Source organism: Streptosporangium sp. NBC_01755, assembly GCF_035917995.1.
Lineage (GTDB): Bacteria > Actinomycetota > Actinomycetes > Streptosporangiales > Streptosporangiaceae > Streptosporangium.
Map to the genome: position 1 here is coordinate 1,442,448 of NZ_CP109131.1, position 26,553 is coordinate 1,469,000.

Annotated in this window: 26 protein-coding genes; 17 read left to right on the forward strand and 9 right to left on the reverse strand. The window is 70.0% G+C overall.

Features of this window, described 5'->3' with window-relative positions; genetic code table 11:
• Positions 1–83 precede the first annotated feature (83 nt).
• The gene (locus OG884_RS06425; RefSeq protein ID WP_326643119.1) at positions 84–704 is read right to left on the reverse strand and encodes a mycothiol-dependent nitroreductase Rv2466c family protein; all 621 of its coding nucleotides are present in this window, start codon (positions 702–704) and stop codon (positions 84–86) included.
• A 220-nt stretch (positions 705–924) separates the two neighbouring features.
• Here OG884_RS06425 and pepN point away from each other — a divergent pair, with 220 nt between their 5' ends.
• Positions 925–3,492, forward strand: a complete 2,568-nt coding sequence (pepN, locus tag OG884_RS06430; RefSeq protein ID WP_326643121.1) for an aminopeptidase N — start codon at positions 925–927, stop codon at positions 3,490–3,492.
• Positions 3,493–3,752: 260 nt separating this feature from the next.
• On the forward strand, positions 3,753–4,715 hold the full coding sequence (locus OG884_RS06435) for a hypothetical protein (RefSeq protein ID WP_326643123.1): 963 nt from the start codon (positions 3,753–3,755) through the stop codon (positions 4,713–4,715).
• Positions 4,716–4,794: 79 nt separating this feature from the next.
• Here OG884_RS06435 and OG884_RS06440 read toward each other — a convergent pair whose 3' ends face one another.
• From OG884_RS06440 to OG884_RS06455, 4 genes are read right to left on the reverse strand one after another with little or no spacing between them, the layout of a single operon-like run.
• Positions 4,795–5,346, reverse strand: coding sequence for a hypothetical protein (locus OG884_RS06440; RefSeq protein ID WP_326643125.1), 552 nt, complete (start codon positions 5,344–5,346; stop codon positions 4,795–4,797).
• A gap of 45 nt (positions 5,347–5,391) precedes the next feature.
• Complete coding sequence (locus tag OG884_RS06445) at positions 5,392–5,754, reverse strand: DUF5130 family protein (RefSeq protein WP_326643127.1); 363 nt, start codon at positions 5,752–5,754, stop codon at positions 5,392–5,394.
• Between the two features lie 35 nt (positions 5,755–5,789).
• Positions 5,790–6,089, reverse strand: coding sequence for a hypothetical protein (locus tag OG884_RS06450; RefSeq protein ID WP_326643129.1), 300 nt, complete (start codon positions 6,087–6,089; stop codon positions 5,790–5,792).
• Between the two features lie 38 nt (positions 6,090–6,127).
• Positions 6,128–7,549 carry an amidase gene (locus OG884_RS06455; protein WP_326643131.1) on the reverse strand — a complete coding sequence of 474 codons (1,422 nt, stop codon included), beginning with the start codon at positions 7,547–7,549 and terminating at the stop codon, positions 6,128–6,130.
• A gap of 153 nt (positions 7,550–7,702) precedes the next feature.
• Between OG884_RS06455 and OG884_RS06460 the strand changes: the two genes are divergently transcribed.
• From OG884_RS06460 to OG884_RS06470, 3 genes are all read left to right on the forward strand, one after another.
• Positions 7,703–8,527, forward strand: coding sequence for a nuclease-related domain-containing protein (locus tag OG884_RS06460; protein ID WP_326643132.1), 825 nt, complete (start codon positions 7,703–7,705; stop codon positions 8,525–8,527).
• A gap of 167 nt (positions 8,528–8,694) precedes the next feature.
• Positions 8,695–10,533, forward strand: a complete 1,839-nt coding sequence (gene ilvD / locus OG884_RS06465; protein ID WP_326643135.1) for a dihydroxy-acid dehydratase — start codon at positions 8,695–8,697, stop codon at positions 10,531–10,533.
• 81 nt (positions 10,534–10,614) lie between these two features.
• Positions 10,615–11,097: a helix-turn-helix transcriptional regulator gene (locus OG884_RS06470; protein ID WP_326643137.1), complete on the forward strand. Its 483-nt coding sequence runs from the start codon at positions 10,615–10,617 to the stop codon at positions 11,095–11,097.
• Positions 11,098–11,179: 82 nt separating this feature from the next.
• On the opposite strand, the gene OG884_RS06475 is transcribed toward OG884_RS06470, so the two are convergent.
• The 3 genes from OG884_RS06475 to OG884_RS06485 form a co-directional block, all read right to left on the reverse strand.
• On the reverse strand, positions 11,180–11,401 hold the full coding sequence (locus OG884_RS06475) for an FmdB family zinc ribbon protein (protein ID WP_326643139.1): 222 nt from the start codon (positions 11,399–11,401) through the stop codon (positions 11,180–11,182).
• A gap of 90 nt (positions 11,402–11,491) precedes the next feature.
• The gene (locus tag OG884_RS06480) at positions 11,492–12,313 is read right to left on the reverse strand and encodes a GNAT family N-acetyltransferase (RefSeq protein ID WP_326643140.1); all 822 of its coding nucleotides are present in this window, start codon (positions 12,311–12,313) and stop codon (positions 11,492–11,494) included.
• A 91-nt stretch (positions 12,314–12,404) separates the two neighbouring features.
• The gene (locus OG884_RS06485) at positions 12,405–12,914 is read right to left on the reverse strand and encodes an HNH endonuclease (protein ID WP_030917850.1); all 510 of its coding nucleotides are present in this window, start codon (positions 12,912–12,914) and stop codon (positions 12,405–12,407) included.
• A 318-nt stretch (positions 12,915–13,232) separates the two neighbouring features.
• Between OG884_RS06485 and OG884_RS06490 the strand changes: the two genes are divergently transcribed.
• Positions 13,233–15,305, forward strand: coding sequence for a prolyl oligopeptidase family serine peptidase (locus OG884_RS06490; RefSeq protein WP_326643143.1), 2,073 nt, complete (start codon positions 13,233–13,235; stop codon positions 15,303–15,305).
• Between the two features lie 102 nt (positions 15,306–15,407).
• On the opposite strand, the gene hypF is transcribed toward OG884_RS06490, so the two are convergent.
• Positions 15,408–17,753, reverse strand: coding sequence for a carbamoyltransferase HypF (gene hypF, locus OG884_RS06495; protein WP_326643145.1), 2,346 nt, complete (start codon positions 17,751–17,753; stop codon positions 15,408–15,410).
• 169 nt (positions 17,754–17,922) lie between these two features.
• Here hypF and OG884_RS06500 point away from each other — a divergent pair, with 169 nt between their 5' ends.
• From OG884_RS06500 to OG884_RS37405, 11 genes are all read left to right on the forward strand, one after another.
• The gene (locus OG884_RS06500; protein WP_326643147.1) at positions 17,923–18,600 is read left to right on the forward strand and encodes a D-sedoheptulose-7-phosphate isomerase; all 678 of its coding nucleotides are present in this window, start codon (positions 17,923–17,925) and stop codon (positions 18,598–18,600) included.
• Positions 18,597–18,845, forward strand: coding sequence for a HypC/HybG/HupF family hydrogenase formation chaperone (locus tag OG884_RS06505; RefSeq protein WP_326643149.1), 249 nt, complete (start codon positions 18,597–18,599; stop codon positions 18,843–18,845). The genes OG884_RS06500 and OG884_RS06505 overlap by 4 nt, the downstream gene beginning before the upstream one ends.
• Positions 18,832–19,572, forward strand: coding sequence for a D-sedoheptulose-7-phosphate isomerase (locus OG884_RS06510; RefSeq protein ID WP_326643151.1), 741 nt, complete (start codon positions 18,832–18,834; stop codon positions 19,570–19,572). Before OG884_RS06505 ends, OG884_RS06510 begins: the two co-directional genes overlap by 14 nt.
• A 65-nt stretch (positions 19,573–19,637) precedes the next feature.
• Complete coding sequence (locus tag OG884_RS06515; RefSeq protein WP_326643153.1) at positions 19,638–20,714, forward strand: hydrogenase expression protein HypE; 1,077 nt, start codon at positions 19,638–19,640, stop codon at positions 20,712–20,714.
• 1 nt (position 20,715) lies between these two features.
• Positions 20,716–22,497: a nickel-dependent hydrogenase large subunit gene (locus tag OG884_RS06520; RefSeq protein ID WP_326643155.1), complete on the forward strand. Its 1,782-nt coding sequence runs from the start codon at positions 20,716–20,718 to the stop codon at positions 22,495–22,497.
• A 57-nt stretch (positions 22,498–22,554) separates the two neighbouring features.
• On the forward strand, positions 22,555–23,133 hold the full coding sequence (locus OG884_RS06525) for a NifU family protein (protein ID WP_326643158.1): 579 nt from the start codon (positions 22,555–22,557) through the stop codon (positions 23,131–23,133).
• The gene (locus OG884_RS06530) at positions 23,130–23,807 is read left to right on the forward strand and encodes a DUF5947 family protein (protein WP_326643160.1); all 678 of its coding nucleotides are present in this window, start codon (positions 23,130–23,132) and stop codon (positions 23,805–23,807) included. The genes OG884_RS06525 and OG884_RS06530 overlap by 4 nt, the downstream gene beginning before the upstream one ends.
• Positions 23,800–24,432: a DUF6084 family protein gene (locus OG884_RS06535; protein WP_326643162.1), complete on the forward strand. Its 633-nt coding sequence runs from the start codon at positions 23,800–23,802 to the stop codon at positions 24,430–24,432. The genes OG884_RS06530 and OG884_RS06535 overlap by 8 nt, the downstream gene beginning before the upstream one ends.
• Entirely contained in the window at positions 24,429–25,931 is a 1,503-nt protein-coding gene (locus OG884_RS06540; RefSeq protein ID WP_326643164.1) for a hypothetical protein, read from the forward strand. Before OG884_RS06535 ends, OG884_RS06540 begins: the two co-directional genes overlap by 4 nt.
• Complete coding sequence (locus OG884_RS06545; protein WP_326643166.1) at positions 25,928–26,431, forward strand: hydrogenase maturation protease; 504 nt, start codon at positions 25,928–25,930, stop codon at positions 26,429–26,431. The genes OG884_RS06540 and OG884_RS06545 overlap by 4 nt, the downstream gene beginning before the upstream one ends.
• Positions 26,425–26,529, forward strand: a complete 105-nt coding sequence (locus tag OG884_RS37405) for a DUF6893 family small protein (protein ID WP_442811641.1) — start codon at positions 26,425–26,427, stop codon at positions 26,527–26,529. Before OG884_RS06545 ends, OG884_RS37405 begins: the two co-directional genes overlap by 7 nt.
• Positions 26,530–26,553: the final 24 nt, after the last annotated feature.

Here is a 26,553-nt window from a genome sequence, read left to right on the forward strand (position 1 = left end):
CACCTTCCCTGCCCACCGCGGTCGCGCGCGGCGGGCGGGGAAGGCGGGGAAGGCAGGGAAGGCGGAGAGGATTGAGCCGCGGATCAGTCGAAGATCGGGCGCCGGTCCCTGGAGCGCTTGAGCTCGAAGAATCCGTCGGTGGCCGCGACCAGGCGTACCCCGTCCCAGAGCTTGCCGGCGTCCTCGCCCTTGGGCGCGGGCGAGATGACCGGGCCGAAGAAGGCGACGCCCTCGACCGAGATCACCGGGGTGCCGACCTCCTGGCCGACCCGCTCGATGCCGTCGTTGTGCGAGGCGCGCAGGGCCTCATCGAACTCCTCGGAGTCCATCGCGTCGGCGAACGCGCGGTCGAGCCCGGCGGCCTCCAGGGCCTCCTCGACGGTCTCGCGGAGCGTGTCAAGCTCCTTGGCCCTGCCCTGGTTGTGAAAGCGGGTGCCAAGCTCGGTGTAGAGGCGGCCCACCGTCTCGGAGTCGCACTTCTCCTGCACGGCGGTGACAACCCGGACCGGGCCGATGGCCAGAGCGATCATCTCGCGGTATCCGTCCGGGACCTCCTTGCCCTCGTTCAGCACGTTGAGGCTCATGATGTGCCAGCGCGGCTCGATCGGCCGCACCTTCTCCACTTCCAGCAGCCACCGAGAGGTCATCCACGCGAACGGGCAGAAGGGATCAAACCAGAGGTCAACGGGGGTTCGCTCAGTCATCTTCTCGGCTTCCTGGTCGTAAGGCTTCGTCGGTAGCGACAACTCGGACGGCAGAGTTCCCTATTCCATGGGTGGATTAATACCTTGACATGCAGCTTTATCCTCAGATCTAGTGATCAACCCGCAGGCTGTTCCAACGCCGCGCGTCGTGGCCTTACGTGGCAGGATTCAGTCACCCCTTAGCAACGGAGCGGGGGGAAGTTGTGAAGAGGGAGCGGTAGTGGCAGGCAATCTGACCCGTGACGAGGCGCGCGAGCGCGCACGGCTGCTCAGCGTGCAGTCCTATGCGGTGGAGCTCGACCTGACCGAGGGTGAGGAGCGCTTCGAGAGCGTCACCACGGTCCGCTTCACCAGCACCCGCCCGGGTGCCGAGACATTCATCGACCTGGCCGGCGCGAAGGTGCGCAAGGCCGTCCTGAACGGCGTCGAACTGGACCCGAGCGGCTACGACCCGGAGACCGGGCGGCTGCCGCTGCCGGGTCTGGCCGAGAGCAACGAACTGCAGGTGGACGCCGACTGCTCCTACACCCGCACCGGCGAGGGCCTGCACCGCTTCGTCGATCCGGTCGACAAGAGTGTCTACCTGTACAGCCAGTTCGAGACCGCGGACGCGCACCGGATGTACGCCTGCTTCGACCAGCCCGACCTGAAGGCCACCTTCGAGCTGACCGTGCTCGCGCCGTCCCACTGGGAGGTCATCTCCAACGCGGCGCCCGACTCGGCTGAGGAGCTGGCGGAGTACCACGGCAAGCACGGCGCGCTCCAGGCGGCCAAGCGCTGGCACTTCCCGCCCACCCCGGTGATGTCGACCTACATCACCGCCCTGTGCGCCGGGCCGTACCACAAGGTGACCTCCGAGCACGACGGCATCCCGCTGGGCCTGTACTGCCGGGCCTCGCTCGCCGAACACCTCGACCCGGAGAACATCTTCGAGGTGACCCGGCAGGGCTTCGACTTCTTCCACGAGGTCTTCGACGTCCGCTACCCGTTCGGGAAGTACGACCAGCTCTTCGTCCCCGAGTTCAACGCCGGGGCGATGGAGAACGCGGGCTGCGTGACCTTCCTGGAGGACTACGTCTTCCGTTCGCGCGTCACCGACGCGATGATCGAGCGCCGCGCCGAGACGATCCTGCACGAGATGGCGCACATGTGGTTCGGTGACCTGGTCACCATGCGCTGGTGGGACGACCTGTGGCTGAACGAGTCGTTCGCCACCTACGCCTCGGTGCTCTGCCAGGCCGAGGCCACCCGCTGGGGCCAGGGCGCGTGGACGACCTTCGCCAACGTCGAGAAGTCCTGGGCCTACCGCCAGGACCAGCTGCCCTCGACCCACCCGATCGCCGCCGACATCGTCGACATGCACGCGGTCGAGGTCAACTTCGACGGGATCACCTACGCCAAGGGCGCCTCGGTCCTCAAGCAGCTCGTCGCCTACGTGGGGCTGGACAACTTCCTGGCCGGGGTCCGCGACTACTTCCGTGAGCACGCCTGGGGCAACACCACGCTCGCGGACCTGCTCGGCGCGCTGGAGCACACCTCGGGGCGCGACCTGTCCTCCTGGTCGAAGGAGTGGCTGGAGACCTCCTGGGTCAACACGCTGCGCCCGTCGTTCACCACCGACCCCGAGGGCCGTTTCAGCGATTTCGAGGTGCTCCAGGAGGCCCCTGCCGACTACCCGACGCTGCGCTCGCACCGCGTGGCCATCGGCCTGTACTCCCTGCGGGACGACGAACTGGTCCGCGTGAGGCGGGTCGAGCTGGACGTGGTCGGTGCGCGCACGGCGGTGGCCGAGCTGGTCGGCGAGGTCCAGCCGGATCTGATCTTGATCAACGATGACGATCTGACCTATGCCAAGGTCAGGCTCGACGAGCGGTCGCTGCAGACCGTGGTGAACGGCGGCATCGGCAAGTTCACCGAGTCCCTGCCCCGTGCACTGTGCTGGTCGGCCGCCTGGGACATGACCCGCGACGCCGAGATGTCCGCCCGCGACTACCTCGCCCTGGTCGTCTCCGGGGTCAAGTCGATCACCGACATCACGGTCACCCAGACCGTACTCCGCCAGACCCGCCTGGCCATCCAGCAGTACGCCGACCCCGCCTGGCGCGACCAGGGCATGGCCCGGCTGACCTCCGCGCTGCGCGACCTGGTCGTGGGCGCCGGGCCCGGCTCCGACCACCAGCTCGCCTACCTGAACGCACTGGCGGCCACGGCCACCTCCACCGAGGACCTGGCGTTCCTGAAGGGGCTGCTGGACGGTGAGACCGTGCTCGACGGCCTCACCGTCGACACCGACCTGCGTTGGACACTGACCGGCGCCCTGGTCTCCGGTGGCCTGCTCGGCGAGGAGGACATCGCTCAGGAGCTGCTGCGCGACGCCACCGCGGCGGGCGAGCGCTCCGCCGCGCTCTCCCGTGCCTCGATCCCGACGGCGCAGGGCAAGGTGAACGCCTGGACGGCGATCACCGAGGGCAAGCTGAGCGGCGCGCTGCTCCGCTCGACGATCGTCGGCTTCATGGATCCGCGCCATCCGGAGCTGCTGGAGCCGTACGTGGCGAAGTACTTCGAGGAGATCGGCAGGATCTGGAAGTCCTGGACCTCCGACAGCGCCCAGAACTTCGCCAACGGCTGCTACCCGGCTCTGGCCATCTTGCCCGAGACGGTTGCCAGGACCCAGGACTTCATCTCGTCCGACCAGCCGCCGCACGCCCTGCGGCGGCTGCTGCTCGAGGGCGCCGACGGTATCAGCCGCGCCCTGCGCGCCCAGGCCAAGGACGCCTCCGCGAGCTGACCCCCGCGGAGACCGGACGGATACCCCTCGCCGTGACGGCGAGGGGTATCCGTCCGGCACGCCTTCACGGGCCGCCGGGGCCACGCGGCCCTGAGCACCTCGAGGCGAACACTGGTAGAGATAGGTGTTAACCGCAAGAAACGCCCCGTGTCCGGCTCCGTATCGACAGCAGTCCCTTCATTCGCCGGTTGTCGAATCCTCGGTGGGTGTGGAGGCCCCGGGCACCGGCCCCGGGAAGAAAGTCAAGAGAGGGTAATCCCGTGGAATCGGCACGTGATCTGCTCATCTCCCTGGCCAGGAGGTATGCCTTCGGTGATGTCGGAGCCCTCGCCTCCGGTGTCGTGGCGGACGCGGGCGACATCGAAGCGGCCTGCGAGTTCGGCCAGCGACTGCTCTCGCTCGACGCTGAGGACTTCGCCGCCGAGGCACGGACCGTACCGAGCGACCTGCGGCGGCGGGCTCGGGCCTGCACCATGCCGCAGACGCCCCGCGAGCAGCCACGTGGCGCGCTGGAGTCGCTGCGTCCCGCGTACGAGCTGCTGCTGGAGGTCATAGCGGTCAGGTGGCACCGTCGCGAGCTGAGCCCCATGGTCGCCGCCGTCCACATCGCCAGCGAGTATCTCCCGCTGCTCGCCTTCGAGCCGGTGCTCGGCAACGCCGGTGATCCGGCGCGCTGGCCGGAGGGCCTGACCGCGCCGGGCAGCAGGTTCGGGGTGATCGGCGAGCGCGAGTGCGACCACACGAAGGCCGAGCAGTCGGCGGCCAACCGGACACTGCGCGTGGCGGGAGAGCCCGCCGAAGGGTGGCGTGCCTACTTCGACCGCCAGCACAGCCAGGTCGCCGGGGCGTTGGCCACCTGCGTGGCCGACTGCCGCACCCCCTGCACCGCGATGGACTGGGTACGAGCGGACCGCCGCGACGACCTCGCCCTGCGTGCCGGCGTGGCACTGGCCTTCGCCGAGACCCCGCTGGTTCGGCTGCGCCACGCCGCTCCGGTGGGCCACGGGTTCGGTGTGCCCTCTCCTGAGGAGGTCACCGAGGCCTGGGAGCGCAGCCGGACCATCCTGGCCAAGAACGACGTGGGCGCTGAGGCGTCCGGTGACGACGGCTTCCCCCTGCCGGGGTTACCGGCCCTGTTCTCCGCCGTCGCGAGCGCCCCGGTGGCGCCCTCGACGCTGCTGACGGACATCAGCAACCATCTGGTGAGGCTTCTCCAGCCCTGAATCGGGGCCGGATCGGCCCCGATTCGGCTCTGAATCGGCCCTGAATCGGCCCTGAATCGGCTCTGATGGCGGGGCCGGATCAGAGTAGCCGGCTGACGAACACCGACAGCGCGCAACACGTGATGGAGATCAGCATCAGCCAGACGCCCCGCCGGATGTAGCGCCGCTTGGCGTCTCCGACGGCGCTGAGCCTCCTGATCTCCAGGACGAGCAGATCGACCCTGTCGCCGGACCTCGGTCCCGGCCGTACCTGGCCGACGAACCCCCCGGGATAGAAACGGCGTCTCTCCAGCGTCCTGCCCGCCAGCCCCGCGATACGGTGGTAGAGGGCTCCGACGAGCATGAGGATCCCCATCAGCCAGAAGAACATGCCGGCCCACCAGAGCCATTCGATCTTGCTGGACAGCTCGCCGGGTCTCCAGTACCCGTTCAGCAGCCCGGCGACGACGGCACCGGCGGCCGCGCCGGTCGTGACCAGCAGGATGACCGCCGTCTCATCCTCCCTGCGGACCCTCGCCCGGGCATCGGCGAATGCCTCCTGGACGTAGCCGATGATCACATCGGGCTCCCGCGCCGCCGTGGACCTCTCAGCAGAGCGACCCAGCAGCGCATCCCACCTGATCCTCAGCACGAGCCCGATTATCCGGGAAAATCAGCTTCGCTCAGCGCGAACGGATCATCCGCGCCGCGACGCCCGGTCCGCCAGCAGCAGGACTCCGGTGACCAGCCCGCCCACCAGATCGCCCAGGCCGAGGATCGCGGCCATCGACATCGCGGTCGCGCGGCACTCGGCGTCGGGCAGCCAGGCCCTGGCCCGCGAACCGGTGACGATCTCCAGTGCCCTCCCCCGATGGTCCACGAAGACGAGCACCGCCCTGTCGGCCTCCTCTCCCAGCGCGGCGTGCAGCCGCTCGGAGAAGTGACGGCGCGGGCCGATCGCCGGCCCGAGGTAGGCGGCGAAGCGCAGCCCGGTGAGCCGCTCCGCCGTGCGCAGGGCCCCGCGGATGTCGTCTCCCTGTGTCGAGGTCAGGGTCAGCATCTCCGTACCTCGCCTTCACCGGCTCTCGCCGGGCTTCACCAGGCCGCCGACGCTCCGCCGGTGTGCCGTCCAGGCTCGGCGGTCTCCGCGAGCGAGACCCAGTCCGCCTCTGGCGCCGGAGGCAGGCTCGGACGCCGCTCCGTCAGCACGAGAACGGTGTCGGTGATCCCGCGCTCGCTGCCGAACGGCCCCCCCAGCCAGATCGCACCCGCCGACGTGCTCCTCGCCGCCCTGTCGCGCATCCTGCCGGGCATCGTCACCAGCAGGACGATGAGCAGGAACAGGCTGCCGGAGACCCCGATGAGAAAGCCCAGGACCTCGATCGCGCTGTCCATGTCTCAAAAGTAACCCCAGGTCGGCGGCCCGTCGAGGACTACCAGACGGCGGGTCTGCGCTCACCCCAGAAACCCCCGCGTACGGCCTCGATCTGCGACGACACGGAGATCAGGGTGCCCTCGTCGCCGAACCTGCCGGCCAGCATCACGCCGATCGGGAGGCCGTCCGCGCTCCAGTGCAGCGGCAGGTTGACCGCGGGCTGACCGCTGACGTTGTAGATGGCCGGGAAGGCGGCGAACCGCTTCATCCGCTCGAAGGTCTCCTCGGGATCGTCGACGTCCTCGAACCAGCCCACGGGCCTGGGCGGTTGCGTCACGGTCGGGGTGAGCACCGCGTCATAGGGGTCGGTCGCCAGCAGGCCGAACCGGGTGGCGAGTTGCAGCGCCGACTGGGCCTGCAGGAAGTCGGGGGCCGGGGTGGCGAAGCCGCGCTCGCGCAGCCAGGCGGTCAGCGGCCGGAGCCTGTCCTGCTTGGTCGGATCGACCGGATGCATGCAGGAGAACGCGTACCAGAGCGTCACGAACTGCGGCACCAGGTCCGGCCCGAACGGCGGGGCGATGTCGACCACCTCGTGTCCGAGCGCCGCCAGCTCCGCCGAGGCGTGCTCGTAGGCGTCGAGCACCTCGGGGTCCACGACGACACCGGGAACCAGCGGCTCGGCGTAGCGGGCGATCCGCAGGCGGCCGGGGTCGCGGCCCACGTACGCGCTGAAGGAGCCGAGTCCGGGCGGCGGCGCGTGGTAGAGGTCGCCGGGGTTGTGGTGGGCCATCACGTCGAGCAGCGCGGCGGCGTCGGCGACGGTCCTGGCGATCGGGCCGTTGGTCGACAGGCCGGCCAGGTCTGGAATTATCGGCGCGAAGCTGATCCGGCCCCGGGAGGGCTTGATACCGAACAGCCCGCAGACCGAGGCGGGGATGCGGATCGACCCGGCACCGTCGCTGCCCTGCGCGGCGGGGGCCAGGCCCGCGGCGACCGCGGCCGCCGCGCCGCCGCTGGACCCTCCCGCCGACCGGGAGGGGTCCCATGGGGTGCGGCTGGGCGCCGAGACGGAGGTCTCGGTGTAGCACGGCAGCCCGAACTCGGGTGTCGCGGTCTTGCCGAGCATGATCGTCCCAGCGTCCCTGAGCCGCTCGACCACGCTGTCGTCCACCGGCGCGACGAAGTCCTCGTAGGTGGCCGAGCCGAAGTGGATCGGCACGCCCTTGACGAGGTTGAGGTCCTTGATCGGGATCGGCACTCCGGCCAGGGGAGAGGGGTCGTCTCCGGCGAGCACCCTCGCCTCGACCTTGTGCGCCTGTTCCAGGGCGAGTTCGGGGGTCACGGTTACGTACGCGCCGATCTGGGAGTCCAGGCGGGCGATCCGGTCGAGGTAGTGCTCGGTGATCTCGACGGGCGAGATCTCCCTGCGCCGCACGGCTGCCGCCTGCTCCAGGGCGTTAAGGTCGTGAATGTGAGCCACGCCCCGCACAGTAGGCGCAGAGCGCGCGGTTATCCAGAGTGGAAGCCCGTAGATACCCGGTTCATAGCAGTGTCAAGCGGGTGACGGTGGTCACAAAAGTATGAGATACGCAATACTAGGCACCCCCCGAGGACGTCAGCTACCGTGAGTTACGTGGATTCCGGTCAGGTACCAGAAGACGGTAACACTACGTCACCGATTTGGGTCAGTGACCGACAGGCCGAGGACCGGCCGACGTCTCGACCCGCCGCACCAGCGTCTACGTACGCACCCGTCGAGCGCGCCGCGCTGCGCAGCCTGCTCGACCACCCCAAGTACCGCCACCTGCGCCGGCGCGTTCTCGTCGCGGTCGGCGTGGGCGTGCTCGCGGCCGTCCTGCTGGCCAGCTGGCAGCTGGGCTTCACCGCCGCCGTGGTGGCCGCGATCGTCGACACGGTGCTGCATGCCCGCTCCAGCTCGTCGGTGCCCGCCTGGCGGCGCTCCTCGGTCGCGGAGCGGCGGACGGAGATGCAGTTGAAACGGCTGGAGCGCGGGGGCTACCGCACCCTGCACGCCCGCGCGATCCCCGGTAGCGAGGCCCAGATCGACCACCTGGTCGTGGGTCCCACCGGCGTCTACGCGGTCGACTCGGAGAAGTGGGACAAGCGCCTGCCCGTCCGCGTCCAGTCGCACCGCAAGCTGTTCCACGGCCCGTTCAACCAGAAGCCCCGTCTCGACGAGGCGCGCTGGGAGGCGTCCCAGGCCGCCGAGCTGATCGGCGCGGAGCTCGGCCGTGAGATCACGATCGTGCCGTCCCTGGCGATCTACGGCCCGGCCATCCCCTGGAAGGTCCTCAACGTCCGCGAGGTCGACGTGTTCGACGGTAGTCGTGTCCGTAAATGGATCACCAAGCGGGAACGCTCACTCACCGACACCGAAATCGAAAGGATCTACGAGGTCGCCGGGCAGGTCCTGCCCGCGCGCTACCCGGAGAACTGACCTCGGCCGTCCTCACCGGCCTCTCCCAACACGGTGTCCGCGAAGCGGCGGTGTTCGCGGAAAGTGTGGTCACGGACCTGATCTCTCATGGCATGGGCAGTCGTCTCACGCGCTGAGCGGTGGCCGTACCATTCATAGACCACGGTTTCGATGATGGGAGAAGCCTCATGCCCGCCCTCAGGTCTCGTACGGTCACTCACGGCAGGAACATGGCCGGGGCCCGGGCCCTACTCCGGGCGACGGGCGTAGCCGGCGAGGACTTCGGGAAACCGATCATCGCCGTGGCCAACAGCTTCACCCAGTTCGTCCCCGGGCACGTCCACCTGCGCGAGGTCGGTGACGTTGTGGCCGGCGCGATCCGCGAGGCGGGGGCGATCCCGCGCGAGTTCAACACGATCGCGGTCGACGACGGCATCGCGATGGGTCACGGCGGCATGCTGTACTCGCTGCCCAGCCGCGAGCTGATCGCGGACGCGGTCGAGTACATGGTCAACGCGCACTGTGCCGACGCGCTGATCTGCGTCTCCAACTGCGACAAGATCACTCCGGGCATGCTGCTCGCCGCCTTCAGGCTGAACATCCCCACCGTCTTCGTCTCCGGCGGTCCGATGGAGGCGGGTAAGACCCCCAACGGGAAGCTCGACCTGATCGACCCGATGATCGCCGCGGCCAACGACGCCGTCTCCGACGCCGAACTGCTGGAGATGGAGGAGAACGCCTGCCCGACCTGTGGTTCGTGCAGCGGCATGTTCACCGCCAACTCGATGAACTGCCTCGCCGAGGCCATCGGCCTCGCGCTCCCGGGCAACGGCACGATCCTGGCCACGCACAAGGCGCGCAGGAAGCTGTTCGAGGACGCCGGGCGCCGGCTCGTGGAGATCACCCGCCGCTACTACGAGCAGGACGACGAGACGGTCCTGCCGCGCGCCATCGCGACCAAGGACGCGTTCGAGAACGCCATGGCGCTGGACGTGGCGATGGGCGGCTCGACCAACACGATCCTGCACATCCTCGCGGCGGCCCGCGAGGCCGAAGTCGACTTCGGGCTGAAGGAGATCAACGAGATCTCGCTGCGGGTGCCCTGTCTGTGCAAGGTCGCCCCCGCCACGGCGAAGTACCACGTCGAGGACGTCCACCGCGCCGGCGGCATCCCGGCGATCCTGGGCGAGCTCGACCGAGGGGGCCTGCTCCACCGCGACGCCTACACGGTCAACGGCGGCACCCTGGGCGACTACCTCGACGCCTGGGACCCGCAGTCGCCGGGTGCGCTGCCGGAGGCGCTTGAGCTGTGGCACGCGGGCCCCGGCAACGTCCGCACCGTGAAGCCCTTCTCCCAGGGCGCCCGCTGGGAGGAGTTGGACCTCGACCGGTCCGAGGGCTGCGTGCGTGACGTCGAGCACGCCTACACCCGCGACGGCGGCCTGGCCGTCCTCTACGGCAACATCGCCACCGAGGGCTGCATCGTCAAGACCGCCGGGGTCGACGAGTCGATCTGGAGGTTCGAGGGCCCGGCCGTGGTCTTCGAGTCGCAGGACGACGCGGTCGAGGGCATCCTCAACAACAGGGTCAAGGCCGGTGACGTCGTGGTGATCCGCTACGAGGGACCGAAGGGCGGGCCCGGCATGCAGGAGATGCTCTACCCCACCTCGTTCCTCAAGGGCAAGGGGCTGGGCAAGGACTGCGCGCTGATCACCGACGGCCGCTTCTCAGGCGGCACGAGCGGCCTGTCCATCGGTCATGCCTCCCCCGAGGCTGCCGAGGGCGGCACCATCGCGCTCGTCGAGGACGGCGATCTCGTCGCGATCGACATCCCCGGCCGCTCGATCGGGCTGAAGGTCTCCGAGGAGGAACTGACCGCGCGCCGGGAGAGGCTCCTGGCCGACCTGGGCGGCTACCGGCCGCGCGACCGCCAGCGCCCGGTGAGCGCCGCGCTGCAGGCGTACGCCGCGCTCACGACCTCCGCCTCCACCGGCGCCTCGCGCGACCTGTCGCAGCTGTCACGCTGACCTGGGCTTCCTATCGGGTAGAGATGCCTTACCCGATAGGAAGTTCGAAAAAATGTCAGTGCTCAGACGTATTATCTGGGTATGACTAGCGTCATGAAGCCCACCGCCCCGCTGACGGCCGCCGAGATCGCCGCCCTCGCCCTGTCGATGGCGCATCTGGGGTCGGGTCCGCAGGCAGGCGCCGCCCGCAGCGGCCTGCGTCACGCGTTCGAGCAGATGGAGATCGACAACGACGTCGTCGCCACCACCCTGACGACCCTCACCGAGCCGATGCCCGCCCCGATCGCCGACCGCGCCCGGACGATCGCCAACGCCATCACCTCAGGCCTCGTCATCCGTCTCCACTACCGTGACGTCTCCGGGCGGGTCACAGTCCGCGACGTCGACCCGGTGACCTGCATGGTCCACCGCGAATACTGGTATCTCGTCGGCATGTGCCGCATGCGCCACGCGATCCGGGCGTTCCGGTTCGACCGGATCGTCGCCACCGAACCCACCTTCGTACAGGCCCGCCCGCACCGAGCCGAGGGATTCCTGCCCTTCCAGGGCAAGCGCGCCGCATAAGTGCATAAGTAGGGCTTAGCCGGCTTCTCGGGGGCTGTCACCCGGCGGTGCGAACCGATCCGGGTGACAGATCCCGGTGTGGTCAGCCGCAGCAGCCGCCCCCGCAGCAGCCGCCGCCACCGCCGGAGGGCTGGGGCGCGGCCGAGGAGCTCGCGGAGCCTCCGGTCACGGCGACGGTGGACAGCAGCTTGACCGTGTCGTCGTGGCCCTCGGGGCAGAGCGCGGGCTCACCGGAGCGAGCCATCGGACGGGAGATCTCAAAGGTGGACCCGCAGGCGCGGCAGCGAAAGTCGTATCGGGGCATGACCCCAAGGTTACCCGGCTCGCTCGCCGAGCACCCGTGCCCCAGGCCCCCTGTCTCTCCGGGCGGGTGAGAAGGACACGGCGCGGAAGGTCAGGCGAAGGTGATGGAGACGTAGTCGGCCACCGGCCGGTAGCCGATCGCCTGGTAGATCGAGTTGGACGTGGGGTTGGACAGGTCCGTGAAGAGCAGCACCTCCTCGGCGCCCTCGGTGAGCGCCTTGGCGCTCACCGCGTGGGAGAGCCCGGTGCCGTAGCCCTTCCGGCGAAACTCCGCGGGCGTGTAGACGGGACCGACCCGGGACATTCCACCGACGGGCGAGGAGGCCCCGGCGAACGCGACGGGCCGCCCGTCCGCCTCCCACACGACCAGCTCCCGCCTGGCGATCCGGCTGGCCACCAGCGGGGTCAGGTCGACGGGGGCGACGCCCTCGGCCTCGGACTGGAACTCCTCTCCCCACCGGACCAGGAGGTCGAGGTCGTCGGTGCCGGCCACCCGGGAAGCCCCCCGCGGGCAAGGGTCGGGGGGCAGCAGCGCGTCGAGCCGGTAGAGACGCTCGGCACGGCGTTTGGCCTCGGGCCGCCACCAGGAGGCGGCGAACGCCTCGGCCAGCGGGAGTGGCCCGCTCACCCCTGGGATCGCCCTCTCGATCTCGATCAGGCCGGTGGCGAGTTCGGGCACGGCGTCGGCTGGGATGGTCGGGAGCAGGAGGGGGTGAGGAGGTGTCTGGATCGCGGTCGCCACGATCCGGCCGTCGCGCTCCAGCCTGCCCAGCAGCACGTCATCGCCCCACAGACCACTCCGTACGGCGCGCAGGACCGTGAGGGGGACGGTGTTGCGAACCGGATCCCGCAGCAACCACGGCTCCGCCGTCCCCGCGTACGCCTCGATGTCGGAGGTGAAGGTCCATGTCATGACCATGATTGTGCCGACCGGGGATCACCGCCGCCAACGGGCATGCCGCCGCGATCGTGCCGTACGGCACGATCGCGGCGGCGCCGTCCTTTCAGGCCGCGCTCTCCGCGAGGTAGGGCGCCCACTGGGGGTCACCGACGATGTGCGCGCCGATCAACCGCCAGTGGACGCCGCGTGGCACCACCGGGGCGACGCTGAGCGTCCACCCCAGTTCCTCCAGCATGCGATCGGCCTTGCGGTGGTTGCACGTCGTGCACGACGCGACACAGTTCTCCCAGGTGTGGGGACCGCCTCGCGAGCGCGGGATGACATGGTCGATGGTCTCGGCCCGCTGGCCGCAGTAGGCGCATCGGTAGTCGTCCCGGCGCATCAACGCGGTCCGGGTCAGCGGGATCCGCGACCGGTAAGGAATCCGGACATATCTCCGAAGCCTGATCACCGAGGGAACGTCGAGCGTGCGACTCGCCGAGCGGAACACGGCGCCCCGCCCGTCGCGGTGCACGACGTCCGCCTTCTCCCTGAGCACGAGCACGACGGCCCGGTGCAGGGACAGGGTGGTCAGCGGTTCGTAGGTGGCGTTCAAGAGCAGGACCTGGCGCATCAGCGGGCCTCTCCCGCCACAGGACGTGTCAGTTGGGGGGGCACGCCACCGCGTGCCCCGGCTGGCGGCCCCTCCTGGGGCCCGGGCGCTTCCGTCACGAGGACCTCCGCCGGACGGCCCAGCGGATGCTCACCACGGCACCGTCCTTCACCAAGTTTGGCTGCTGCGTCACGGTTCCCGCCACCCATAAATGACTGGAGAGAAGCCTGATACGTTTTATGCCCGCATTACTAGTTCTTAACTCCTCCTGGCGAAGATCAGGTACGCCCCTCGCGCAATGCCCGCGTTCTGTCCTCCGGAGGTCGTAGTGTTCCAGCCATGACGCGACAGCCGTACCCTCCAGCCAGCCGTGTTGAGCTCGTCGAGGAGCTTCACGGGGTGCCTGTTCCCGATCCCTACCGATGGCTGGAGGACCCGAACGATCCGGCGACGAAGGACTGGCTGGTGGGGCAGGCGAGGCTGCTGGAGACCGAACTGGACATCCTCCCCGGGCGCGAGGGTTTCAAGACTCGGATCACGGAGTTGCTCAGGTCCGGTTCGGTCGGCGCGCCGACGTGGCGCGGGGAGCGGCGGTTCTTCATGAGGCGCACCCCGGAGCAGGAGCACGCCGTGCTCTACACCGTCGACTCCGGCGGCACCGAGCGGGCGCTGCTCGACCCGATGGCACTCGACTCGACCGGACTGACCACCCTCGACTCCTGGCAGCCCGACAAGGAGGGCCGCCTGCTCGCCTACCAGGTCTCGGTGGGCGGCGACGAGGAGTCCAGCCTCTACCTGATGGACATCGCGTTCGGCGACCGCATCGAGGGGCCGATCGACCGCTGCCGCTACTCCCCCGTGGCATGGTTGCCCGGCGGCGAGGCTTTCTACTACGTGCGCAGGCTGCCCGCCACCGAGGTGCCCGAGGGGGAGGAGCAGTTCCACCGCCGGGTCTACCTGCACCGGGTCGGCACCTCCACCGAGGAGGATGTCCTGATCTTCGGTGAGGGCCTGGAGAAGACCAACTACTACGGCGTGGCGGTCTCCCGCGACGGCCGCCGGCTGCAGATCTCCGCCTCCCGGGGCACGGCGCCGCGCAACGACCTGTGGGTGGCCGACCTGGAGGCCTCCTCCCCCTCCTCCCCCGACCTGGTCGTCGTCCAGCAGGACGTCGACGCCCAAACGGCCCTGCACTTCGGCCGCGACGGCCGCCTGTACGTCTTCACGGACCGCGACGCCCCGCGCGCCCGCGTCTGCGTGACCGACCCGTCCGCCCCTCGGTTCGAGAACTGGCGCGACCTCATCCCACAGGACCCCGAGGCCGTGCTGACGGACTTCGCGATCCTCGACGACCTCGACCGGCCGGTCATGCTCGTCGGCTGGACCCGCCACGCGATCAGTGAGATCTCGGTGCACGACCTGGCCACCGGTGAGCGCGTCGGAGATGTGCCGACGCCCGGCCTGGGCACCATCGGCGGCATCAGCGAGCGCCCGGAGGGCGGCCACGAGGCGTGGTTCGGCTACACCGACAACACCACGCCGCCGAGCATCCAGCGCTATGACGCCCGCACCGGCGAGACGACCCTCTGGGCGGCCTCCCCCGGCGCCGTCGAGGTGCCCGCCGTCAACACCGAGCAGGTGACCTATCACTCCGCCGACGGCAGCGAGGTCCACATGCTGGTGATCTCCCGCCCTGGCGCCGAGGGCCCGCGCCCCACGGTCCTGTACGGTTACGGCGGTTTCGGGCTCTCGATGACCCCCGGCTACTCGGCGTCCATCCTGAGCTGGGTCGAGGCGGGAGGCACGTACGCCATCGCCCAGTTGCGCGGTGGCGGCGAGCAGGGCGAGGAGTGGCACAGGGCCGGGATGCTCTCCCACAAGCAGAACGTCTTCGACGACCTGCACGCGGCGGCCGAGCATCTGATCGCCACCGGCGTGACCACGCCCTCGCAACTGGCCATCTCCGGTGGCTCGAACGGCGGCCTCCTGGTCGGCGCGGCCCTGACCCAGCGCCCGGAGCTGTACGCCGCGGTGGTCTGCTCGGCGCCGCTGCTCGACATGATCCGCTACGAGTTGTTCGGTCTGGGCGCGACGTGGAACGTCGAGTACGGCTCCGCCGAGAAGCCCGACGAGTTCGCCTGGCTGCACTCTTACTCCCCCTACCACCGTGTGCGGGAGGGGGAGCGCTATCCGGCGACGCTGTTCGCGGTCTTCGAGTCCGACACCCGGGTTCATCCGCTGCACGCCTGGAAGATGTGCGCCGCCCTGCAGCACGCCCAGGCCTCGGACCGGCCGATCCTGCTCCGCAACGAGATGGAGGCCGGTCACGGGGCCCGCTCGGTGAGCAAGACCATCGAGCTGGCCGCCGACCAGCTGACCTTCCTCGCCCACCACACCGGTCTGACCTCCTGAAAGCGGTTCACGCGACTACGCCGGCAAGGACCCGGAGTGCGACCTCTGGCACTTCGGGACGTACCCCGCCCCTGACTTCGGCGCCTCTCGTCAGGCCCTGTGTCAGAGCAGGCCGAGGGCGTCGCGTGCCGCTGCCACGGCGGCCTGGCCGAAGCTGATGCCGCCGTCGTTGGGGGGTACGGCGCGGTGGGTGAGGACCCGGAAACCTCCGAGCCCGAGGGCGCCTGCGAGGCCGTCAAGCAGCAGGCGGTTCTGGAAGACCCCGCCGGACAGGGCGACCGTGCCGATCCCGGTGCTCTCGCGGACCCTCGCGCACGCCGCGGCGGTGACGGCGGCGAGCCCGTTGTGGAAGCGTGCGGAGACGAGCGTCGGGACCACCCCGGCGCGGGTCTCCTCGGTGACCGCCCGGATGAGGTCCGCGACCTGGATCGTCAGGAGCGCCCCCTCGTCGAGGATCCGCACCGGGTAGGCGTCGCTCTCGGTGGGGTCTGCCCGCTGTTCCAGGGCGATCGCGGCCTGTCCCTCGTATCCGGCGGTGTCGCGGAGCCCGAGGATCGCCGCCACCGCGTCGAACAGGCGGCCGGCGCTGGAGGTGAGGGGGGAGTTCGTCCCGGCTTCGGCCACGGCGAGCACCTCCTCCCAGCGTGTGCCCTGGCGGCTCCTGACCGGCAGATCCTCGGGTAGCGCGGCGCCGTACGCCGCCTTCAGGTGGGCGGCCGCCATCCGCCAGGGCTGCCTGATCGCCGCGGTACCGCCTGGCATCGGCACCGGTGCCAGGCGCCCGGCGCGGGTGAAGTCCACGAGGTCGGCCACCAGGATCTCGCCACCCCAGATCGTGCCGTCGGTGCCGTAACCGAGGCCGTCGAAGGCCACCCCGATGACCGGACCGCTCTCGGCGTTGTCGGCCAGGCAGGAGGCGATGTGCGCGTGGTGGTGCTGGACCCCGGTCAGGTCCACCGAGTCCAGGTCGAGGGCGTACTTGGTGGACAGGTACTCGGGGTGGAGGTCGTGGGCGACGAGCCCGGGGGTGATGCCGAGCAGGCGCCCGAGGTGCTCGATCCCCTCGGTGAAGGAGCGCAGCGTCTCGTAGTTCTCCAGGTCGCCTATGTGGTGGGAGACAAAGGCGTATCCCTGCCTCGCGAGGCAGAACGTGCTCTTCAGTTCGGCACCGCAGGCGAGCACGGGTCGCCGGGCGGGCGGCGAGAGCCGCAGTGGCTCGGGGGCGTATCCCCGGGATCTGCGCAGCGGTAGCGCCCGCCCTCGCGCGACGAGGACCACGGAGTCGTCGGCGCGGATGTGGATCGGCCGGTCGTGCGTCAGGAAGGCGTCCGCGATCCCGGCGAGCCTGACGAGCGCGTCGCCGTCGCGGTGGGCGATGGGCTCATCGGAGAGGTTTCCGCTGGTGAGCACGTACGGCCGGGTGAACTCGGTGGCGAGCAGGTGGTGGATCGGCGTGTACGGCAGCATGAGGCCGAGAGTGCGGTCACCCGGGGCCACGGCTCCGGCCGGCGCGGCGCCGGGACGGCGGGGCAGCAGCACGATCGGGCGCCACGGGCCGGTGAGCAGCCGCTCGCCCTCGGCGTCCAGTTCGCAGAGTGCGTGCGCGGCGCGCAGGTCGGGGACCATGACCGCGAACGGCCTGTCCTCGCGGCGCTTGCGGGACCGGAGGGTCCTGGTGGCCTCCTCGTCCGCGGCGTCGACCGCCAGGTGATACCCGCCGAGCCCCTTGACCGCCAGGATGCCGCCCGCCCGCAACACCTCCGCCGCCGCCACGATCGGATCGCCATCAGAACCTTGGACATACGGGCTGTCACCCCGGGAAACACCGCCGTGGTGAACACCGCCGTGGTGAACACCGCCGTCCAGCAGGCGCAGGACCGGGCCGCAGGCCGGGCAGCAGATCGGCTGGGCGTGGAATCTGCGGTCCGCCGGGTTGAGGTACTCCCTCTCGCACTCTCCGCACATGGCGAAGGTGGCCATCGTGGTGGCGGGCCGGTCGTAGGGGACGTCCCGGATGATGGTGAACCTCGGCCCGCAGTTGGTGCAGTTGACGAAGGGGTGCCGGTAGCGCCGGTCGGCGGGGTCGAACAGCTCGGCCAGGCAGTCATCACATGTCGCGACATCGGGTGAGATAAGGGTGACCCGCTGGTCTCCGCCTCGGCTGGCCGCGATGCGGAATCCGCGATCCCCGCGCGCCGGTATCGCGCTGGCCGTCATACGGTGGATCGCCGCCAGCGGCGGGGCCTGATCTCGCAGCTCCTCCTGGAAGCGCGCGACGTCGCCGGGCACCCCCTCGGCCTCGATGAAAACGCCATGGTCGTCGTTGCCCACCCACCCCGACAACTCCAGCCGCCGGGCCAGGGAGTGGACATGAGGGCGGAAACCCACCCCCTGCACGATCCCCTCGACCCTGATCCTGACGCGGACCCGCGCCCACCCCGTGCCCATCCCGCCATCCTTCCCGCGCATGGCGGGGGCGCCCCAGGGCTCACATGATCTGGACGGGAAGGTTACGTCGATGATCAGAGCTTTGCCGTTGGTTGTCGAGCCAGGGGTGTCGGCCCTGAAACGGCCAACCGTAACGTATCGGTTACCGTGAAAAATACGGAGCGTTGACATGCCTGTCACACCAAGTACCCAAAAACCATCCGCCATCGCCCCGGTCACGGAGGCGGCGGTCATCGCGGCCTTCGCGCGGCGGGAGCACGCCGGGCGCGCTCTGGCGGGCGACGTGGAGCGCATCGCGGATGCCGCCCGGGCCATGGCCGCCAGGTTCCACCTCGGCGGCAAGCTGATCGTTTTCGGCGATGGCGGCGCGGGCTCGGACGCGGCGCACGTCGCGGTCGAGTTCATGCACCCGGTCATCGTGGGCAAGAAGGCGCTCGCGGCGGTGGCACTGGGCAATGACACCGCGACGGTCGGCGTCGGCGAGAGCGGCGAGGATGCCGCCGAGGTCTTCGCCCACCAGGTGCGCCACTGGGCGGACGCCTCCGACACGGCCCTTGGAATCTCCCGCGACGGCCGCTGCGCGAGCGTCCGGCGCGGCCTGAGGACCGCTGGGGAACTGGGCCTGCTGACCATCGCCCTGACCGGCGGCGAAGGCCACGGAGAGGGGCACAGGGAGGGACACAGGGAGGGACACGACGGCGAGATGGCCGACCACGTCCTGGTCATCGCGTCCGACGACCCGGCCGTGGTCAAGGAGGTCCACGTCACCGCGTACCACCTGCTGTGGGAGCTGGTCCACGTGTTCTTCGACCGGCTCGGCCCACCCATGAGAGGGGCGACCCGGTGAACGGGCCCGAGGACTGTACCGCCGGTGTCTGCATCACCTGCTCCGACCAGGCACTGCCGGTGCGGGTGGTCAGACTGCTGGAGGCAGAGCTGGCGATCGTCGACGCGGGCGGAGTCCTCGAAGAGGTGAGCGTGGCGCTGGTCGACCCGATGGTGGGCGACACCGTTCTCGTACACGCCAGGGAGGCCATCGCCGTGATCGCGCACGGGAACGAAGGGCGGAGGGACGGCGATGAGCACGCTTGACGGAACGCCCATGGAGGGCACGCGGGGGTTGTACCCCTTCCTCGACAAGTACGAGTGCGACCACGAGTACGACCACGACCACGACCATCCGGACCGGACCGGGCCCGGCACGGCGGAGGCGGAGACCGAGGCCCGGCGGTCGGCCCTGGAGAAGATCGGCGAGATCGTGCGGCTGCGCCGGCGGGTGGGTGAGGAGTCGGCGGCGGAGCTGTCGGCATGCGCCGGGGAGATGGCCGAGCGGTTCGCCTCCGGCGGCCGGCTGTTCAGCTTCGGCAACGGCGGGAGCAGCACCGACGCCCAGGAGGTGGCCTCCGCCTTCCTGCACCCCCAGCACGGCCCGGCCCTGCCCGCGCTCTGTCTGACCGATGACGTCGCCGTGGTCACCGCGCTCTCCAACGACGTCGGGTTCGAGGTGATCTTCTCCAGGCAGCTCGCGGCGCTTGGCCGGCCGGGGGACATCGCCGTCGGCCTGTCCACGAGCGGCGGCTCCGCCAACGTCGTCCGGGCGTTCGAGGAGGCGGCCCGCCGGGACATGCTCACCGTCGGACTGGCCGGCGGAGGGGGTGGCAGGCTGACCGAACTGTCCGAGCTGGGAGTTCTGGCCCACCTGTTCGTCGTCCCCTCCTCCTCGGTACACCGGATCCAGGAGGCGCAGACCACCCTCTACCACGTCCTGCGGGAACTCATCCGGCACGCACTGACCCCGCGGACGCACGACCCCGGCTGAGGACCCGCGATGGCTCCCTCCCCCTTCACGTTCCACAGACATCCACCAGGAGTTGGGGAGGCGTCATGACAGCGCCGACGGATACGGCAGGCAGAAGATCTCCGGACCGGCAGGAACCGATCGTCCACATACTGTGGATCAACGCCGGGATGAGCTGCGACGGCGACTCCGTCGCGCTCACCGCGGCGACGCAGCCGAGCATCGAGGAGATCGTGCTCGGCGCGCTTCCCGGACTTCCCAAGGTGGCCGTGCACTGGCCTCTGATCGACTTCGAGTCCGGGCCGATGCAGGGCGCGGACGTCTTCATCGAGTGGTTCTTCAAGGCCGATCGCGGTGAGCTGGATCCGTTCGTGCTGGTCGTCGAGGGCTCGATCCCGAACGAGGCGATCAAGCAGGAGGGGTACTGGTGCGGATTCGGCAACAACCCCGACACCGGCCAGCCCATGACGACCAGCGAGTGGCTGGACCGGCTCGCACCCAAGGCGACCGCGATCGTGTGCGCGGGCACCTGCTCGGCGTACGGCGGCATCCACGCGATGGCGGGGAACCCGACCGGGGCCATGGGCGTCGCCGACTACCTGGGCTGGGATTGGAGGTCCAAGGCGGGCCTGCCGATCGTCAACGTGCCCGGCTGCCCGATCCAGCCGGACAACCTCTCCGAGACGCTCCTCTACCTGCTCTACCAGGTCGCCGGGCAGGCGCCGATGATCCCGCTGGACGAGGCGCTGCGACCGACGTGGCTGTTCGGCCAGACCGTCCACGAGGGCTGTGACCGGGCCGGCTACTACGAGCAGGGGCAGTTCGCCACCGAGTACGGCTCGCCGAAGTGCCTGGTGAAGATCGGCTGCTGGGGGCCGGTCGTCAGGTGCAACGTCCCCAAGCGCGGCTGGATGAACGGGATCGGCGGCTGCCCGAACGTGGGGGGCATCTGCATCGCCTGCACGATGCCGGGCTTCCCCGACAAGTTCATGCCGTTCATGGACGAGCCGCCCGGCGCCCTCATCTCCTCGACGGTGAGCGGCGCGTACGGGACGGTCATCCGGGCCCTGCGCGGCATCACCTCCAAGACCGTCGACAAGGAACCGAAGTGGCGCCACAAGGGGCGCGAGCTGCTGACCGGCTACAAGGCGCCCTGGAGCTGACATGACGACATCGGAACAGAACCCGGAACTCGTGGAGATGGCCTGGGACCCCATCACCAGGATCGTCGGGAGCCTCGGCATCTACTGCAAGATCGATTTCAAGAACAGGCAGGTCGCCGAGTGCTACAGCACCTCGTCGATCTTCCGCGGCTACAGCATCTTCATGAAGGGCAAGGACCCGCGCGACGCCCACTTCATCACCAGCCGCATCTGCGGGATCTGCGGTGACAACCACGCGACCTGCTCGGTCTACGCGCAGAACATGGCCTACGGGGTGCGCCCCCCGGCCCTGGGCGAGTGGATCGTCAACCTCGGCGAGGCCGCCGAGTACATGTTCGACCACAACATCTACCAGGAGAACCTGGTGGGGGTCGACTACTGCGAGAAGATGGTCCGCGAGACCAATCCCGGCGTGCTGGCGATGGCCGAGCGCACCGAGGCACCGCACGCGGCCGATCATGGCTACAAGACCATCGCCGACATCATGCGCTCGTTGAACCCGCTGGAGGGCGAGTTCTACCGCGAGGCGCTGGCGGTGAGCCGCACCACCCGGGAGATGTTCTGCCTCATGGAGGGCCGGCACGTGCACCCCTCCACGCTCTACCCGGGCGGGGTGGGCACCGTCGCGACGGTGCAGCTGTTCACCGACTACCTGACCCGGCTGATGCGCTACGTGGAGTTCATGAAGCGGGTCGTGCCCATGCACGACGACCTGTTCGACTTCTTCTACCAGGCACTGCCCGGCTACGAGGAGGTGGGCCGCAGGCGCGTGCTGCTGGGGTGCTGGGGAAGCTTCCAGAACCCCGAGCACTGCGACTACACCTACCGCAACATGGGCGACTGGGGCCGCGAGATGTTCGTCACGCCGGGGGTGATCGTCGACGGCAGGCTCGTCACCAACGACCTGGTCGACATCAACCTCGGCATCCGGATCCTGCTGGGCAGCTCCTACTACGACGACTGGCAGGGCCAGGAGCCGTTCGTCACCCACGACCCGCTGGGCAACCCGATCGACATCCGGCACCCGTGGAACCAGCACACCATCCCGCACCCGCAGAAGCGCGACTTCGGCGACAAGTACAGCTGGGTCATGTCACCCCGCTGGTTCGACGGGGAGAACACGCTCGCGCTCGACACCGGCGGCGGCCCCATCGCCAGGCTCTGGGCGACGGCGCTGGCCGGCAGGGTCGACATCGGCTACGTCAGGTCCACCGGTCACAGCGTGCAGATCAACCTGCCGCGGACGGCGCTGAAACCGGAGAAGACGTTCGAGTGGACGATCCCCGAGCACAACGGCCAGCCGCTGTCCAACGCCCTGGAGCGCAACCGGGCCCGCACCTACTTCCAGGCCTACGCGGCGGCGTGCGCGCTCTACTTCGTCGAGCAGGGCCTGGCCGAGGTGCGCGCGGGCCGCACCCAGACCTGGGAGCCGTTCACGGTTCCCGACGAGGCGATCAGCTGCGGCTTCACCGAGGCCGTGCGGGGCGTGCTCTCCCACCACATGGTGATCAGGGACGGGAAGATCGCCAACTACCACCCGTATCCGCCGACCCCCTGGAACGCCAGCGTCCGCGACGTACACGGCACGCCGGGACCTTACGAGGACGCGGTGCAGAACACACCGATCTTCGAGGAGAACCCGCCCGCGGACTTCAAGGGCATCGACATCATGCGCACCGTGCGGAGCTTCGACCCGTGCCTGCCGTGCGGGGTGCACATGTACCTCGGCGGCGGCGAGGAGCTCCGCAGGCTGCACACCCCACACGCCTTCGACACCACCTGATCCAGCGGCGGCCGGGGGGCCGACCGCTCCCCGGGGTCGGAAAGGGGGCCTGGGCAGATGCCACAAGCCCATGACATCCGGGTGACCGGCGATCGCGTCGAGGCGCTGATCGCCGACCTCGGCACGCTGAGCGACGCCGTGACCCGCGCCAAGGCCGAGGACCTGGTACGGGCCCTCGTCGAGCTGTACGGCGCCGGTCTGGAGCGCGTCGTCGAGATCGTCACCGAGGCCGAGGCATCCGAGGTACTGCGCCACCTGGTCGACGACCCGCTCGTGTCCGGCCTGCTGGTGCTGCACGACCTGCACCCGCTGAGCACGGCCGAACGCGTTCGCGAGGCGTTGGACGGCGTACGGCCCTATCTGGGGTCGCACGAGGGCGGCGTGGAGCTGCTCGGTGTGGGCGAGGACGGGATCGTGCGGCTCCGCCTGGAGGGCACCTGCCACGGCTGCCCGTCCTCGCGGCTCACCGTGACCGACGCCATCGAGCGGGCCATCGGCCAGGCCGCTCCCGAGGTGTCCGGGGTGGAGGTCGAAGGGGTGACCGACGACCGCCCGGAGCTGTTGCAGATCCAGCGCCGCGCGCCCGGCCCGTGCCCGGTTCCGGAGCGGACACCGGCGTCGGAGCCGGTCTCGTGACGACCATCGGGCTGCGCAGGTTCCGCGAGCCGCCCAGCGGGAACGGGCCGCCGGTGACGCTGTGCGAACTGTGCGCGGTGCCCGCCGGCGAGGAGCACGGCCACGTCGTGAACGTGGAGACCCGGGGACTGCTGTGCGCCTGCCGGGCCTGCCATCTGCTGTTCACCCGCGATACGAGCGGCCGGGCGCGCTACCGGTCCGTCCCCCGGCGCTACCTTCACGCCCCGCGGTTCCTGCTGGGCACGGCCGACTGGGACGAGATGCAGATCCCGGTCCGCACGGCGTTCTTCTTCCGCAACTCCGCGCTGGACCAGACGGTCGCGTTCTACCCGAGCCCGGCGGGCGCCACCGAGTCGCTGCTGCCGCTGGAAACGTGGGAGCGCGTCCTGGCGGCCAACCCGGCGATGGCCGATGTCCAGCCCGACGTGGAGGCACTCCTGGTGGACCGCCGTCCCGACGGAGGCTTCGCCTGCCACCTGGTGCCGATCGACACCTGCTACGAGCTGGTCGGCCTGGTGCGGCTGCACTGGAAGGGCTTCGACGGCGGTCAGGAGGCGCGGGCGGCCATCGAGGGCTTCTTCGCCGACCTGCGCGGCCGTAGCCGAACCGTGCCGCCCGTTGACAGCGCCGATGCGGCGCTCGCGCCCGTCCTGGGCGGTGACGGCCGTGGCTGAGCTCGCGTTCGGCTGCGTGGACATCCGGGCGGAGGCGTACGCCGCCTTCCCGACGCTCGTCTTCCGGCTGCGCGTCACCGACCCCTCCCCCGACGGGGTGCACACCATCGCGCTGCACTGCCAGATCCGGGTGGAGCCGCAGCTGAGGCGCTACGGCGGAGCCGAGGCGGGGCTGCTCGGCGACCTGTTCGGCGACCCGGCCCGGTGGGGCGACACGCTGAAGCCCCTGCAGTTCGCCAACGTCTCGGTCATGGTCCCGGCGTTCACCCGGAGCACCGAGATCGACGTTCCGGTGCCCTGCGGCTACGACCTGGAGGTGGCCGCGGGCAGATACTTCGCCGCGCTGGACGAGGGCGAGATCCCGATGCTCATGCTCTTCAGCGGCACCGTGTTCGCCAGGGCGCCGGGCGGCTTCTCGGTGAGCCAGGTGCCGTGGCACTGCGAGGCCCGCTGCCGGCTGCCGGTGGCGGTGTGGCGGGAGCTGATGGACCGCTACTTCCCGGATTCCGGGTGGCTGCGGCTGCGCCGCGACACGCTCCGGGAACTCAGCGGCTTCAAGTCCGCCCGCGCCCTGGCGACCTGGGACGAGACCCTGGAACTACTGCTCAAGGAGGCGCGGCGATGAGCGTGCCGATGGACATCGCCCGGCGGGTGGCGGACGCGGTGCTGTACGAGGGCTACCTGCTCTACCCCTACCGCGCCTCGGCGGCCAAGAACCAGGTGCGCTGGCAGTTCGGAGTGCTCGTCCCGCCGGGGTTCACCGCGACCGCCGAGCACCCGGCCAGCGTGACCGAATGCCTCCTGGAGGGGGCCACGTACGCCGTGGCGCACCTGAGCCTGCGCTTCCTTCACCTCAGAACGCGGAGCGTCGAGCGTGCCGAGGACGACGGCTACTGGCCGGTCCAGCAGCTACGGAACGGCCAGCGGACCTACCTCAGCTTCGACGAGGCGACCGAGCGGGAGCTGGAGACGGTGCTCCCCGTCGCCGGCCTGCTCGACGCCCCCGAGCGGGTGATCGAGGTACGGATTCCCGGAGACCGCGTGATCGAGCCGATCGTGGCATCGTCCGGAGAGGTCGTGGGACGCGTCGTCTCCGAACACCTGCCGCTCCACGCCGAGCTCAGGGTCTCCGCCGAACTGGTGCCCGGCCCCTACGAGCTGGTCAAGCTGCGTGCCCGGGTGCAGAACACCGACGACTGGAAACCGCTGGGCGCGCCGCGCGAGCAGGCGCTGCGGCACTCGCTGATCTCGGCGCACCTGCTCATCGCGGTGACCGCCGGGGCCTTCGTCTCCCTGCTCGACCCGCCGGAATGGGCGCGGCCGGCCGTGGAGACCTGCCGCAACGAGCACACCTGGCCGGTACTCGTGGGCGAGCCCGGCCACCGGGACGTGATGCTCTCCTCGCCGATCATCCTCTACGACCACCCGGACATCGCCCCGGAGAGTCCGGGCACCCTGTTCGACTCCACCGAGATCGACGAGATGCTCCACCTCCGCACGCTCACCCTCACCGACGAGGAGACGCGGGAGGCACGGGCGACCGACCCCCGGGTGGCCGAGCTCATCGACATGGTCAGCGGCATGCCCCCCGAACTGGTGGAACGGCTGCACGGTGCGATCCGCTCGGTGGACGCGACCACGGGCCCGCAGCCCTCCAAGCCTCCGGGGCAGGAGGGAGATCCCTGGAGTCGGCCGGAGGTTCCCACGCCCTGGTGGGACCCCGCGGGCGATGCCACGGTCTCGCCGGAGACCGACAGCGTGACGGTCTGCGGGGTGGCCGTATCCAGGGGCAGCAGGGTCCGGCTGGTTCCCGGCAGGCGGCGCGCCGACGCCCATGACATGTTCCTGACCGGCAGGACCGCCCACGTCGAGGCGGTGCTCCTCGATCTCGACGGCGCCCACCACCTGGCCGTCACCCTGGAGGAGGACCCGGGCGCCGACCTGCACCGATCGCACGGCCGTTTCCTCTACTTCGCCCCCGACGAGGTCGAGCCGCTCCCGGACGACCCACTCACCGGCGGCTCACTCCCGGGCGACTCACTCCCAGGCGACTCACTCCCAGGCGGCAAGGCCTCGGAGGGGTCGCCTCCGGGGGCGGCACTCGACGGGGAGGCCGGCGCATGAGAATCCTGGTGGCCGGTGTGGGGAACGTCTTCCTCGGCGACGACGGCTTCGGGGTCGCGGTGGCCGGGCGCCTGGCGGACGCCGACCTGCCCGACGAGGTCGAGCTGCGGGACTTCGGCATCCGGGGAATCCATCTGGCCTACGAGCTGACCGGCGGCGGCTACGACAGCACGATCCTCATCGACGCGGTATCCCGCGACGGCCCGCCCGGCACCCTGTACGTCCTCGAACCAACGGCGGGCGAGGTGCCGGGATCCTTCGCCGACGCGCACTCGATGACACCCGAGACCGTGCTGTCGCTGGTGAACACGCTCGGCGGCGGGGCCGGCCGCGTCCTGCTCGTCGGCTGCCAGCCCGCCGACACCTCGCCGGGCATGGAGCTCAGCGCGCCGGTCTCGGACGCCGTCGGCAGGGCGGCGGACCTCGTCGTCGAACTGGCCGGGCAACAGATCGCGATGGCGCTCGCCACCGCGGGGCACGAGGAGGAACGGACATGCTGAAACGCGTTCTGGCCGGGGCGGCGCTGGCGGGAGTGGCCGCACTGCTCTACGTGACGCTTCCCGACATCAAGCGCTATCTGAGGATGCGCAGTATGTGACGCGTCCGGACACCGGGAGATCGA

Bases quoted from the DNA above. Each gene is read 5' to 3' on its own strand.
- OG884_RS06425 (WP_326643119.1), bottom strand. From the start codon at position 704: ATGACTGAGCGAACCCCCGTTGACCTCTGGTTTGATCCCTTCTGCCCG.
- OG884_RS06445 (WP_326643127.1), bottom strand. From the start codon at position 5,754: ATGCTGACCCTGACCTCGACACAGGGAGACGACATCCGCGGGGCCCTG.
- OG884_RS06450 (WP_326643129.1), bottom strand. From the start codon at position 6,089: ATGGACAGCGCGATCGAGGTCCTGGGCTTTCTCATCGGGGTCTCCGGC.
- ilvD (WP_326643135.1), top strand. From the start codon at position 8,695: ATGCCCGCCCTCAGGTCTCGTACGGTCACTCACGGCAGGAACATGGCC.
- OG884_RS06470 (WP_326643137.1), top strand. From the start codon at position 10,615: ATGACTAGCGTCATGAAGCCCACCGCCCCGCTGACGGCCGCCGAGATC.
- OG884_RS06475 (WP_326643139.1), bottom strand. From the start codon at position 11,401: ATGCCCCGATACGACTTTCGCTGCCGCGCCTGCGGGTCCACCTTTGAG.
- OG884_RS06480 (WP_326643140.1), bottom strand. From the start codon at position 12,313: ATGACATGGACCTTCACCTCCGACATCGAGGCGTACGCGGGGACGGCG.
- OG884_RS06485 (WP_030917850.1), bottom strand. From the start codon at position 12,914: ATGCGCCAGGTCCTGCTCTTGAACGCCACCTACGAACCGCTGACCACC.
- OG884_RS06490 (WP_326643143.1), top strand. From the start codon at position 13,233: ATGACGCGACAGCCGTACCCTCCAGCCAGCCGTGTTGAGCTCGTCGAG.
- hypF (WP_326643145.1), bottom strand. From the start codon at position 17,753: ATGGGCACGGGGTGGGCGCGGGTCCGCGTCAGGATCAGGGTCGAGGGG.
- OG884_RS06500 (WP_326643147.1), top strand. From the start codon at position 17,923: ATGCCTGTCACACCAAGTACCCAAAAACCATCCGCCATCGCCCCGGTC.
- OG884_RS06510 (WP_326643151.1), top strand. From the start codon at position 18,832: ATGAGCACGCTTGACGGAACGCCCATGGAGGGCACGCGGGGGTTGTAC.
- OG884_RS06515 (WP_326643153.1), top strand. From the start codon at position 19,638: ATGACAGCGCCGACGGATACGGCAGGCAGAAGATCTCCGGACCGGCAG.
- OG884_RS06520 (WP_326643155.1), top strand. From the start codon at position 20,716: ATGACGACATCGGAACAGAACCCGGAACTCGTGGAGATGGCCTGGGAC.
- OG884_RS06525 (WP_326643158.1), top strand. From the start codon at position 22,555: ATGCCACAAGCCCATGACATCCGGGTGACCGGCGATCGCGTCGAGGCG.
- OG884_RS06540 (WP_326643164.1), top strand. From the start codon at position 24,429: ATGAGCGTGCCGATGGACATCGCCCGGCGGGTGGCGGACGCGGTGCTG.
- OG884_RS06545 (WP_326643166.1), top strand. From the start codon at position 25,928: ATGAGAATCCTGGTGGCCGGTGTGGGGAACGTCTTCCTCGGCGACGAC.
- OG884_RS37405 (WP_442811641.1), top strand. From the start codon at position 26,425: ATGCTGAAACGCGTTCTGGCCGGGGCGGCGCTGGCGGGAGTGGCCGCA.